This window comes from Microbulbifer sp. ABH2_005 (genome assembly GCF_056160005.1).
This window is the reverse complement of the sequence record NZ_JBSWWI010000002.1, coordinates 1-12376: the sequence shown is the minus strand read 5'-3', so window position 1 is coordinate 12376 and position 12376 is coordinate 1. Positions and strand designations below refer to the sequence as shown.

General features: G+C 48.5%; 10 protein-coding genes. 6 read left to right on the top strand and 4 right to left on the bottom strand.

The window, feature by feature from the left end; genetic code table 11:
- The first annotated feature begins 42 nt into the window (after nt 1–42).
- The 4 genes from cyoE to ACXAFI_RS17540 all read left to right on the top strand — a co-directional run bounded on the left by cyoE (nt 43) and on the right by ACXAFI_RS17540 (nt 3826).
- Entirely contained in the window at nt 43–936 is an 894-nt protein-coding gene (gene cyoE / locus ACXAFI_RS17555; RefSeq protein ID WP_475109849.1) for a heme o synthase, read from the top strand.
- A 4-nt stretch (nt 937–940) separates the two neighbouring features.
- A complete protein-coding gene (locus ACXAFI_RS17550; protein WP_475109848.1) occupies nt 941–1627 on the top strand; it encodes an SCO family protein in 687 nt (228 codons plus the stop codon).
- Between the two features lie 65 nt (nt 1628–1692).
- Nucleotides 1693–2358, top strand: coding sequence for a CPBP family glutamic-type intramembrane protease (locus tag ACXAFI_RS17545; protein ID WP_475109847.1), 666 nt, complete (start codon nt 1693–1695; stop codon nt 2356–2358).
- A 271-nt stretch (nt 2359–2629) separates the two neighbouring features.
- The gene (locus ACXAFI_RS17540; RefSeq protein ID WP_475109846.1) at nt 2630–3826 is read left to right on the top strand and encodes a dipeptidase; all 1197 of its coding nucleotides are present in this window, start codon (nt 2630–2632) and stop codon (nt 3824–3826) included.
- A gap of 657 nt (nt 3827–4483) precedes the next feature.
- Here the strand turns inward: ACXAFI_RS17540 and ACXAFI_RS17535 are convergent.
- The 3 genes from ACXAFI_RS17535 to znuC form a co-directional block, all read right to left on the bottom strand.
- Nucleotides 4484–7099 carry a TonB-dependent receptor gene (locus ACXAFI_RS17535; protein WP_475109845.1) on the bottom strand — a complete coding sequence of 872 codons (2616 nt, stop codon included), beginning with the start codon at nt 7097–7099 and terminating at the stop codon, nt 4484–4486.
- A 233-nt stretch (nt 7100–7332) separates the two neighbouring features.
- Nucleotides 7333–8142 carry a zinc ABC transporter permease subunit ZnuB gene (znuB, locus tag ACXAFI_RS17530; RefSeq protein ID WP_475109844.1) on the bottom strand — a complete coding sequence of 270 codons (810 nt, stop codon included), beginning with the start codon at nt 8140–8142 and terminating at the stop codon, nt 7333–7335.
- Nucleotides 8143–8934, bottom strand: coding sequence for a zinc ABC transporter ATP-binding protein ZnuC (znuC, locus tag ACXAFI_RS17525; protein WP_475110015.1), 792 nt, complete (start codon nt 8932–8934; stop codon nt 8143–8145).
- Between the two features lie 144 nt (nt 8935–9078).
- Here znuC and ACXAFI_RS17520 point away from each other — a divergent pair, with 144 nt between their 5' ends.
- On the top strand, nt 9079–9978 hold the full coding sequence (locus ACXAFI_RS17520; protein ID WP_475109843.1) for a metal ABC transporter solute-binding protein, Zn/Mn family: 900 nt from the start codon (nt 9079–9081) through the stop codon (nt 9976–9978).
- 106 nt (nt 9979–10084) lie between these two features.
- Here the strand turns inward: ACXAFI_RS17520 and ACXAFI_RS17515 are convergent, their stop codons facing one another.
- Nucleotides 10085–10381: a hypothetical protein gene (locus ACXAFI_RS17515; protein ID WP_444920613.1), complete on the bottom strand. Its 297-nt coding sequence runs from the start codon at nt 10379–10381 to the stop codon at nt 10085–10087.
- A gap of 339 nt (nt 10382–10720) precedes the next feature.
- On the opposite strand from ACXAFI_RS17515, the gene ACXAFI_RS17510 reads away from it, so the two are divergent.
- Nucleotides 10721–12376: 5'-3' exonuclease H3TH domain-containing protein (locus tag ACXAFI_RS17510; protein WP_475109842.1), on the top strand; the 1656-nt coding region annotated here is incomplete at its 3' end.

The following is a 12376-nucleotide window of genomic DNA, read 5'->3' as shown; positions in this document are numbered from 1 at the left end:
GTCAAACTTCTTATTGTGGAAGAATTAGGGAATAATAATATTATGGCCATACAAACTGCCAAATTAAATTCAAATAGCTGGCGTGACTATTATGAGCTCACAAAGCCAAGAGTTGTGATGCTAATGATTCTTACATCACTGATTGGTATGTTGTTAGCTGTCCCAGGAATGGTTCCTTTTAATATTTTAATTTGGGGAAACTTAGGTATCGCCCTTTGTGCCGGTAGTGCGGCAGCGGTTAATCACTTGGTGGATCGTTACATAGACACAAAAATGTCGCGTACGAGTAATCGCCCAGTTGCAAAAGGAAGAGTTGAACCCCGTAAAGCAATTATATTTTCTTTATCATTAGGCATTCTTGGCATGGCAGTACTAATGATATTTGTGAATATATTAACTGCTTGGTTAACACTAATATCGTTAATTGGTTATGCCGTTATTTATACCATGTTCTTAAAACATGCTACACCTCAGAATATTGTAATCGGCGGTCTTGCAGGTGCCGCACCCCCTCTGCTGGGGTGGACAGCGGTTACCAATGAAATTCACCCACATGCTTTGTTGTTGGTATTGATTATATTTGCCTGGACGCCCCCACATTTCTGGGCATTAGCTGTGCATAGAAAGGAAGACTATGCCAGGGCAAAAGTGCCCATGCTCCCAGTTACTCATGGCGTAGCATACACAAACCTACACATCCTACTTTACACATTTATTTTATTTGCGGTAAGTTTGCTCCCTTTTGCCACAGCTATGCTAGGTTGGCTATATCTTCTTGGAGCCGTTGTCCTTGGTTTAGGTTTTATATATTGGAGCTTGGTAATGCTTCGTGGCCGAGACCCAAATGCGGGAATGGAAACATTTAAGTATTCCATTATTTATTTGATGGCTCTTTTTTGTATTATGTTGCTAGATCACTACTTTGTAGCGGTGTAAGACAATGAGAAATAAAAATTATAAAGAAGTGGAACCAGTATTGGATCAACAACAAAAACGCGGTGTTCGTATAACGATTGCTGTTTTATTGATGTTTATTGTGGCAGTATTGGTCGGTTTTGTTCATAAGCTAAGTCAGCCAAGAATAATTAGTGATTCAGAACTAAGATTAAACGGCGCTGTAAGATTACAGAGGGCTAGAATTTTAGATAATTTTAAGCTGATAAAAGATAGTGGTGACCGATTCGAAACAAGCAGCTTGAAAGGTCAGTGGACATTAGTATTCTTTGGCTTTAGTCATTGTCCTGATGTTTGTCCTACAACACTTTCTAGTCTAAATAGTTTTTATCAAATGCTGGATGAAGATATTCGCACTGATACAAATGTTATTCTAGTAACAGTTGATCCAGCTAGAGATAAACCAAAGATACTCCATGATTATGTTCGCTATTTTAATAAAGATTTTCGCGGAATTACGGGAGATTTTATAGAAATAAAACGCTTTGCAAGTCAATTAAATGTTCCCTTCAATAAGGTGAATTTAGATAATGGTGAATATACTGTTGACCATGGATCTCAAGTGGTATTGATAAATCCACTTGGACATTACCATGCTTTCTTCAGAGCTCCTCTTGACCCTGCAAAGATGAAGCTGACTTATCGCTCTATTCGAGCTACTTTTGAAGGTTAATTATTTGGTTGTTTTATTTTTCAATCAAAAAAAAACAGATGTTTATCTTGAAGTAAGGAAGTAAAGTGCTGTCAAAAAAAGTTAATAGGTTAAATTTTCCAGATAGTTCTAGAACTCTTTGGGGCGCACCTCTTCTTCTATCTTTATGCATTATTCCTTTTGGCTGGGCCGGATTGCTAGCTCCTATTATCTGGATTTCTTTAACCGCACTTGAAATGAGTTATGGCTGGAAGCGCGCCGTTTTATTTATTACTTGCATAATTCTGATGCTGGTATCGGGATTTAATATCATTCCTGGTAGTGAGCGGATTCAAATTCTAGACCCATATTCCGATAGTTCAGGAAATCTGATATACGCAAGTTTTAGTACCGGTAAAGCAGTAATTGCTATTGCTTTACTTGCTTTCATGTTGGGTCAGAAACAAACCTTAAGGCGTATAGATTTAGCTTATCTATGTTTAGCTATCATTATACCGGTTACTGTTGGTTTAGCATTATATGGACCATCTATAAAATTATCATTGACGATAGTAATTGCTGCACTTATAAATCTCTTAATAGTAAGCATCAGTGAAGAAGGTTTTTTTCGTTGGATATTACAAAGGGGATTAGAGGAGACCCTTGCTAGCTGGCGATGGGTTTCTGTGCCAATTGTTACTGGGATATTTGTTTTACTCCATATTGGTTGGTCGGCAGAACCGGCAGCGATTATATTGCTTAGCTTAGCTTAGCTTAGCTTCATTCTGTTACTCGATTCTCTGGTATTTACGCAGAAATTTTTGGCTTTGTGTATTGACCCATTGGGGAGTTAATGTTCTTCATATGATGATTCTACCTTACCCCCTCCCTGGTTAAATCTGAGAAAAACTTATTATCCGAAAGCAAGTTAGCCTAAGAAATATAATTTTTTAATTTTAGAAAATCATCATACTTTTATAGATTATTACGATAATCTTCCATAAGGTATCCTGGGATAAAGGTTTAACCGTTAGGAGATACTCGATGAAAAAGAATATATTATTTATAATTTTACTTTTAGTGGCTTGTGATAAATCAATTCACGATGACCGCCGCGCTCTTGCAGAAAAGCTGACTCAGGAGAATATTTTAGTTGATGGTCATATCGATGTACCCTATAGAATTTCGCAAGAAAACTCAGATGTTGGCATAAGTACTGAAGGTGGAGATTTTGATTTTCCCAGAGCTAAGAGAGGAGGCTTAAATGCGCCTTTCATGTCGATATATATCCCCGCTGAGAAAGAAACTAATGGCACCGCAAAGGATTATGCCGACCAGTTGATAAGTAGCGTCGAGGACTTGGTTGCCACTTATCCCAATAAGTTCGCTATCCCTAAATCCATAGATGAATTAAGAAAACAAGTTGAGCAAGGTAAAATCTCTCTTCCTCTAGGGATGGAAAATGGCGCTGCTATTGAAGGGAGGTTAGAAAATTTGGAGTATTTCTATAACCGGGGAGTTCGCTATATAACCCTGACCCATTCAAAGAGCAATCATATTTCTGACTCCCCTTATGATGATTCACGTCCCTGGAAAGGACTGAGTGAATTTGGCAAGAAATTGGTCGGTGAAATGAATACTCTAGGTATTATGATTGATGTTTCTCATGTTTCCGATGAGGCCTTTTGGCAGGTTATAGAAATTTCTTCAGCCCCAGTAATAGCCTCGCATTCTTCGGCCAGGAATTTCACCCCGGGTTTTGAGCGTAATATGAGCGATGCAATGATTATTGCTCTTGCAGAGCAGGGTGGACTGATTATGGTGAATTTTGGATCTACCTTTATCAGTGCTAAATCGCGCTCTTCCCAGGCCTCAATAGCTGCTTTGGTTGAAAGCTACATGAGGGAAAGTAATCTGAGCAAAGAAAGCCCAATAATCGAAGAATACACGAAGTCTTTATATAAAGATAAGTTTGTCTATGCTGACTTAGACGACGTTCTTGATCACTTTGATCATATTCGCAACCTAGTCGGTGTTGACCATATAGGAATTGGCTCAGATTTTGATGGTGTTGGTGATAGCCTTCCTATTGGGCTGAAAGATGTTTCAGAATATCCAAATCTAGTTTTCGGTCTTCTGGAGCGAGGTTATAGTGAAGAAGACATTAAAAAGATCCTTGGTGGAAACTTACTTAGGGTATGGCAAGAGAACGAAACTTATTCGGCTTTTCATGGGCGCTAATTCCCACTTGTATTTTATTCTCCTAAGCTATGCTGTCAGCAGTCCTTTATCTAGTCGTATTGAAACTATAGATTGGCATCCTAGATAAGTTTTCTTGGCTTTTAACGCAAGAGTGGGTGATATTCCATTGACAGGGTTTCTGAACAACGGCATTTCTAATATTCAATATTGTTGAATGTTGGGGTTACTTATTTCTTTAACAGCATAAATAAGCTTAGTGATAGATGATTTGAATTTTTTAATTTCGACTAAAATCGATGGTTAATTCAATGTTAAAGGCTTCCGACTTCTTTATTTTATTGGCCGCTTTGATCTCTTTTTGCTTATCTGGGTACTTGTGGTTTAACGGATACAAGGAGCAAGGTGTTTTTACCGCTCTGTGGGTTCCCAGTATTCTATCAATTGGTATCTATTTTAAAGTTTCTGCCTTGCTAGCAAGAAGATGATTATTATGTCTGATTCTTTGATTTTGATGATAGGGATTGGTGTGTTTATCTGTCTGGTTGTGGGGGTAGTATTGACGGTTTATGAGTTCCATAAAGCGGGCTATGAACCAGTTAGAAATCGGTCCAAAAGAAATAAATCTGTAAGGTAATTTTTAGATCGTTTAATCTAAAAAGGGAAGCCGCTGGCTTCCCTTTTTTGTGAACTCCTGACTTAGAAGGTATAAGTCATTTTTCCATAAATAAAGCGTCCGCGTGGGTCATGTTGGGATTCGACATAACCATAGAGGTCACTATCTCCATCACCAATAGCGAATGGGGGCTCCTCATCGAAGACATTATCGGCTCCCAGACTTAGAATCATGTTTTGAAAGCCTGTATAGCGAGCTTGCAAGTTCATGGTTAAGAAAGAGTCTACAGCACGGGTACTATTGATGTCATAGTCAAGAGTGCCATCAAAGTCTGCATCAGGTGCATCTTCAAACTGACCAATATAGCTAAGGCCTGCACTGAAACCGAAACGATCAAAAGTCCAGTCGACGGTAGCGTTCCAGCGGTGCTTTGGATACTCGTACTCTCCGGCTAAGTCTCTAGTTAAAAAGGCGCTACCTTCTGAATTTAGTTCTACACGCTCAAACTCTGACAGGTAAGAATAATCTAGGCGTAATCCTAGCTCACCATTTGCAAGCTCAAAGCCACTGTACACAACACTCAGGTCGACGCCGGAAACTTCCTGCTCGCCAATATTGGTAAAGCCACTGCGAATGGATTGCAAAGCTCCAAGAGACTGACCACTTACTGGCGTATCCCGGCGACAAATAACACTGCTTTGGTCATTACAATACTGGCTGTAGAGATAACCAAAGGGCACTTCGTCGATCTTACCTTCCTGGGTGATATTCCAATAATCCAGTGAGAGTTGGAGTCCCTCTATAGGCTCTAGCACTGCGCCGATATTAAATGACTCGGATTCTTCTGCATCAAGTTCAGGATTGCCGGAGTAAATAATCGTGTAATCAGTTTGATTACAGTAAGTGTCATTAACTTCACAACCATAAGTATCCTTGAAGAAAAGGGACTCTTGTGAGTCGCCGAGGCCGATCTGTGCTAAGGATGGTGCCCGGAATCCCGTTCCCCAGGATGCGCGCAGAGATAGCATATCATTAGCGCTCCAGAGCAACTTAGCCATGGGGTTGGTGGTGCTGCCGAAATCGCTGTAGTCGTCATAGCGTCCGGCCAAGCTCAATTCAAAATTAGCTGGCAGGGGAATAGCAAACTCGACATAAGCTGAGGTGATATCTCTGCTGGCTTTTGCGGAAACGGATTCGGTTCCAAAGATCAAGCCACGCTGGAATTGGTCATCGGGGATATCGGAGGCTTTTTCTTTACGGTATTCGAGGCCTGCCGCCATAGCAATGGTGCCATTGGTGGTTTCAAAGAGATCGCCATTGATGGAAAAGTCATAGGCGGTCAGATCGGATTTTCCCTGGCGTACAAGGCTGGTGGTAATCGCGTCAATTACCGAATCGGGATTCTGGACTCCACCAAATGGATTGTATCGCCCGGCATTGATTTCATACTGCAGTAGATCAGTGCGGACCCACCCTTGTGATTTATTACCGGTTTGTTCTGATTCGCTGCGTGAACGCTGGATGGAGGCTTCCCAGTCCCATTCCGCAATGCTGCCACGTAAACCAAAAACACCGCGCAAGTTGTCTGTTTCGATGTCCCACTGGCGGGCCCCAGCATCTACTGTGCGATAGCGGAAGATGTCCACATCTTCACCGAATGGGTTGTTGGGGTGATCGGCCAGGACATAAAGGCCTGCATCGCCATCCAAGGGCGTTGGGGCTCCTTGGGCTACAGAAGTATTGTGCTGAACAGCGATCTCACTGAAAAATTCGATATTCTCGTTGAGGTCCGTATGGCCCAACATAAGCAGACCTGTGCGTTCGGCCTCTGGGGTGATTAAGGTCCAGGGGCCATAATCGTAAACACACACCTCGCCCGTATCACGGTCCTCAGGGCAATTGGGGTCAGGCAGAATGGTTCCGTTCCCCAGAATAAAGCTACCTGGGTAGCCGCGGGAAGAGCGGAAATCCATACCGCCACGTCCAGACTGATTGGCCGTGTCTAGACCACTGCGCTCTGTACTGGCAAGACGGCTGTTTTTGTGGTGATCAAAAATAACGGTGAAATTAGAGTTTTCCCCATTGATGCCCCAAACAGCTGAGAAAGACTGTTCGTCATAACCATCTGCACTGCCGTAATCCATCGATACTTCGGCACCTTCAAAGTCCTTGCGAAGCACCAGATTAACCACCCCGGCAACGGCGTCTGAACCATAAATAGCCGAGGCACCATCCTTCAAGACTTCCACACGCTCAATAGCGGCCAGCGGGATGCTGTTGATATCTACAAAGTTGGTGGTAATGCCTTCAGCGAAAGCGCTGATAGCCACTCGCCTGCCATTGACTAATACCAGGGTTGCGTCGGCCCCCATGCCGCGCAAACTCACCGCAGCTGCGCCGTTGGCGGTGGAGTCCTGGTTATTGCCTCGGGTCGAGAAGGTACCGTTACCGGAAGCGGGATTTTTCTCAAACAGCTGCTGCAGATTGGTATAACCAGATTTCTCGATGCTCTCTCGATCCATCACCTGAACCGGAGTGGCGTTTTCAAATTCTGCGTTGCGGCTGATTCGTGAGCCGACGACGCTGACCTCTTCAATAGCGCTTTCCTCTGCGGCGAAGAGAGTTTGTGGGGTTGTGGTAGCGACTGTAGCCAAAATGGCAGAGGCCAACACATTGCGACGGAGAGTGAATTTTTCCATGTTTCTTGCTCAACTTTTTTATTGTCATAGACCGTGACTGGCCCAAATAGGGTGGTCGTCGAGCAACACTAGCAACGGCGGAAAATTGAAACAATTGGCTGTGAATAGGGTGCAGGCTTAGTAGGAAAATAAGCGAACTAAATCACTTTTTTGAGATGAAAAAGGCGACATGCATGCTAATAAATGGGTTCGGGCAATCTTCGGGCAGGATAGGAATACTGGTTAAATTTGTGCTAGCTGATTTTTACCGGACGCAGCTGGCTACAGAGAAAAAACACCGCGGCTGCGAGGACAATAGATGGGCCCGCAGGGGTGTCCCATAAAATAGAGGCGAGCAAGCCGAATACTACGGCGAGGCAGCCGATCAGGGATGCCAATAGCGCCATTTGTTCCGGGGTGTGCGAGAGCCTGCGCGCAGCGGCAGCGGGAATTATCAGCAGGGCGGTGATCAGCAACACACCAACCACTTTCATGGCGATGGCAATTAGCAGGGCTAACATCAGCATGAGCGCCATACGAATTCTCTCTACCGGTACACCCTCTACCGAGGCCAGCTCCTCGTGCAGGGTGAAGGCCAATAGTTTTTCCCAAAGCCAATAGAGCAGGGCGAGGATGCCCACTGCGGTAATAGACATCAGCACCAGGTCTTGGCTGCCGACGGCGAGCAAGTCGCCGAGCAACAGGGAGAGTAGGTCCACCTTAATTTCGAACAGGCTGACCGTCACGATACCGAGTGCCAGCATCGAGTGGGAGAGAATCCCCAATAAGGTATCCACGGCTAATTTCTGCCTGCGCTGCAGGTACACTAGCAGAATCGCCAGCAAACAGCAGGTTGCACCAACGGCGAGGGTGGGCATGATATGCAGTACAAAGCCTAGAGTGACGCCGAGCAGGGCTGAGTGTGCCAGTGTGTCACCGAAGTAGGCCATGCGCCGCCATACGGCAAAACAGCCTAGTGGACCGCTAACCAGAGCGACCAGCAGACCGGCGCCCAGGGCATACCAGAGAAATTGGCTGTGCAGTAATTCGCCGAACTCGACCACTTATTGTTGCTCTCTATTTTTGCCACTCGGCTCTGTATCCGAGTGATTGTGGTTGCACTCGCCGGCGATGTCGCCACTCAGTTTGTGCTGGTGGTTGTGCTGGTGGGTATAGGGTGCCACTTTATCGCCAAATAGCGCCAGGTAGGCGGGATCTCTGCTCACCTGTTCCGGGTGGCCGTGACAGCAGATATGCTGGTTGAGGCACAGCACCTTATCGGTGGCAGCCATTACCAGATGTAAATCGTGAGACACCAGCAACACCCCGCAGCCCAACTCATCGCGCAGGGTGGCAATCAACTGGTACAGCTCGCTTTGCCCGCCCACATCGACGCCCTGAGTGGGCTCATCCAGCACGAGTAATTGCGGTTTGCGGGAGGCGGCTCGGGCGAGCAGAACTCTTTGCATCTCTCCGCCGGAGAGATTTGCCAGGCTGGCCTGCAACAACTGCCCGGCACCCACTCTATCCAGTGCGGCCTGGGCTTGGGCAGCCTTTACTCCCGGTTGCCCCAGTTGCAGGAAGCGCTGCACAGACATCGGCATGGAGTTGTCGATATGCAGACGCTGCGGCATATAGCCTATTCGCAAGCCCGGTTGGCGCCAGATAGTGCCACTCGTAGGTTTGGTCAAGCCCAATAACAGTCGGAGTAGGGTGGTCTTACCGGCGCCATTGGGGCCGATCAGTGTAACGATCTCCCCCTGGGTCAACTCTACGGAGATGTCCCGAAGTAGTTGCCGGCCGGCGAGTTGCAGCGCGACGCAGTCGGCAGTAATTAGCGGCGGGGAAGGGCTCAGGGCAAAATCTCCAGGGCGGGCGTGAAAATCCGTATGTATGTAGCTTCCTTGCGAGGGCTCGACGAGAGAGCCTGCAGCCAGTCGGACTGGCGGCGTGAAGCCGGTTGTGATTATATCGCAGTTTTGCGTCGCCAAATGCCTCCCATGTCCCCCTCTTCGCGTGTTTTCTCCTTTTTTGCCCTGTTGTTGCTCTGCCTTAGCCTGTTGGCCTGTGGCAAACCGCAGCCCGTCGAGCGTACGGAGCTAGTGGTGAGCGTGCGTCCGCTGGCGCTGATTGCTCGGGAAATTGCCGGTGATAATCTGCCGGTGCATGTGCTTATCCAGGGGGCTGATCCCCATCATTACGCCCCCAGTGTTTCTGATCGGGCACGTCTGGAGCGGTCCCTACTAATGATTTGGTTGGGGCCGCAGATGGAGGGGCTGCTGGCCGGGCAGGTGAATTCTTTATCCGAAGAGAGGCAGCTGCAGTTATTGGGCGCAACTGACTATGAATATCAGGGGGCCAACGCAGCTGATCCCCATTTATGGTTGCGCCCGCGCAACGCGGCATTGGCGGGCGCTCTGATTGCCGAGCGCCTGGCGCAGTTACAGCCGCAGCAGGCCGAGCTGTACCGCAGCCGCGCACGTGATTTTTCTCAATCAATGGCCAGTCTGCAGAAAGTCTTGGATCGGGCCCTGTGGGCATACCGCGATGTCCCCATAGTGGTGACCCATGACGCCTACGGGCATTTCTTTGGTTCCGCAGGGGTGGAAACCCGCGCTTTAGGGAACAGTAGCGGTGGAGGTCATGGCGCTCGCGCCATGTTGGACCTCAGTGGGGTGGGACGGGGTTGCCTGTTTGGAGAAGTCCCTGAAAATACTCGCGACCGACAGCTGGCGGAACACCTGGGGCTGAAATATGCCGCGTTGGACCCTCTAGGCGATCAACTGGGGCCCGATGCCCGCTATCGCGATTTGATTGAGTCCTTATTGGCACAGGCGCGCGGTTGTCTCAGCGAGATATCTGATCAAGGCGCTGATCAAGCCGATCAAAGTGAGCAGTGAATTCATAATTCCCCGGGAGTGTGATTCGACCTGAACCCGAACTTGAAAAGGAATTGAAAGATGGCCCGATGGCAGGGAGATCGGGCCAGAATCATAGGTAAAGCAATTAACCGGCAGTACCGGATTTATTCTTTAACTGCTGAAGTTTTTCCGCTCGCACCGAATCACGCTCGGCCTTGCGCCGCATTTTTTCCAGGTGGCGCATCTGGCGTTGAAACAAGACTTCGCTCTGCTCCCTGGTAGCCTCCTCCAACATCAGCTCGTGACCTGGCGCCTGCGCATGTCCCGCTGTAGTGGAGGCAGTTTCCTGAGTCTTTTCCGTCTGACAGGCGGAGACCGCGGCTACCGGCGATGCCAAAACGGGGGCGGCAAATAGCAGGGCGGCGTACATCACTCCTCTCATAATAAGAATCCTTCCTTAACACTCGTGGGTAACTTTTTGCGGAAACAAAAGACCCTGTGCCACCTGTGTGTGGCGAATGGCATTTGTTTCCGGGGAGTTGGCGATTAGTAAAAGTCGCTACCGGCAAGACTAGACAAGCCTGAGCATTTGGTGAGGTTACTGCGTCGATTGTTGTCGACTCAGCGTCGAGGTGAGTTGGCTTTGCCGCAAGGATCTGTGGCGGCGGTAAATAGTTTGTCTCACGGCAGCGAGCGGAAAAACTGTGTAAAGGGGGGTATCCTATCGGCCAATCCAGCGCTGCGAGCGCCCGACAGGACCAACAACAGAATCCCGAGATTTATGACTAAACAAAGCTCCCCCGCCGCCCCGCTGATTTTGGTGGATGGCTCCTCCTACCTGTATCGCGCTTTTCACGCTCTGCCACCGCTGACTACCAGCCAGGGCAAACCTACCGGCGCGGTGCGCGGTGTCATCAGCATGCTGCGCCGCCATTTGAAGGAGCATCCGCACAGCCCGGTGGTAGTGGTGTTTGATGCCAAGGGCAAAACCTTCCGCGATGAAATGTTTGCCGAGTACAAGTCCCATCGCCCGCCGATGCCCGATGACCTGCGCGAACAAATTCAGCCGATCCACGACATTATCGATGCCATGGGGCTGCCGCGTCTGGTGGTGGATGGGGTCGAAGCGGACGATGTGATCGGCACCCTGGCCCTGGAAGCCCAGCGTCAGGGGCAGGAAGTGATTATCTCCACTGGCGATAAAGATATGGCGCAGCTGGTGCGCCCTGGCGTCACCCTGGTCAATACCATGTCCAATACTGAGATGGACAGCGAGGGGGTGGTGATAAAATTCGGCGTGGGGCCGGAGTTGATTATCGACTTCCTCGCCTTGATGGGGGATAAATCCGACAATATTCCCGGTGTCCCGGGGGTAGGTGAAAAGACCGCTCTGGCGCTGCTGCAAAATCTGGGCAGTCTCGAGAATATCTACGCAGACCTGGATGCCATTGCGCCGCTGGGATTCCGCGGTGCCAAGACCCTTGGAAAGAAGATGGCCGAACACCGCGAGGCAGCGGAACTCTCCTATAAACTGGCCACCATCAAGACCGATGTGGAGATGACCTATCACCCGCAGGACCTGCATAACGCGGAGCCCAATACCGAGGCATTGATAGAACTGTTCACCCAGAATGAATTCCGCGGCTGGTTGGAAGAACTGACCAGTGAAGAGTCGGAAGAGGCGATGGCCGAGGCCGTTGAGCGGGACTACGTCATCGTCACCGAGATGGCAGAATTCGACACTTGGCTTGAACAACTCAAGGCATCAGAGATCTTTGCTTTCGATACCGAGACCACCAGCCTCAACTATATGCAGGCAAAACTGGTGGGGGTGTCTTTCGCGGTAGAGCCCTACCGCGCCGCCTATGTGCCCTTGGCTCACGATTATATGGGCGCACCCGAGCAGCTGCCCTTCGATGAGGTTCTCGCCAAGCTGAAACCTCTGCTGGAAGACGACAAGCAGAAGAAGGTTGGGCAAAACCTCAAGTACGACAGCCATATCCTGGCCAACTACGGCATTGCGCTGCGCGGTATCGCGCGGGACACCATGCTGGAATCCTACGTACTGGACAGCACCGGCAGTCGCCACGATATGGACAGTCTGGCACTTAAATATCTGGGCGAACACACGGTACATTTCGAGGATATCGCCGGTAAAGGCGCCAAGCAGCTCACCTTTAACCAGATTGAGCTGGATAAAGCCGGCCCCTATGCCGCCGAAGATGCGGATATCACACTGCGTCTGCACAATGAGTTGAGCGCGCGTCTGCAACGGGAGCCAAGCTTGCAGAAGGTTCTAGATGAAATTGAGATGCCGCTGCTGCCGGTGCTCGCACGCATGGAGCGCAACGGCGCCTATATTGATGCGAAAATGCTCTCTGAGCAGAGCGCCGAGCTCGAGCAGAAGATGCGCGAGCTGGAGCAAAAGGCCTATGAG

Coding starts and splice junctions, on each gene's coding strand:
- cyoE (WP_475109849.1), top strand. CDS start 43: ATGGCCATACAAACTGCCAAATTAAATTCAAATAGCTGGCGTGACTAT.
- ACXAFI_RS17550 (WP_475109848.1), top strand. CDS start 941: ATGAGAAATAAAAATTATAAAGAAGTGGAACCAGTATTGGATCAACAA.
- ACXAFI_RS17540 (WP_475109846.1), top strand. CDS start 2,630: ATGAAAAAGAATATATTATTTATAATTTTACTTTTAGTGGCTTGTGAT.
- ACXAFI_RS17535 (WP_475109845.1), bottom strand. CDS start 7,099: ATGGAAAAATTCACTCTCCGTCGCAATGTGTTGGCCTCTGCCATTTTG.
- ACXAFI_RS17520 (WP_475109843.1), top strand. CDS start 9,079: ATGTCCCCCTCTTCGCGTGTTTTCTCCTTTTTTGCCCTGTTGTTGCTC.
- ACXAFI_RS17515 (WP_444920613.1), bottom strand. CDS start 10,381: ATGAGAGGAGTGATGTACGCCGCCCTGCTATTTGCCGCCCCCGTTTTG.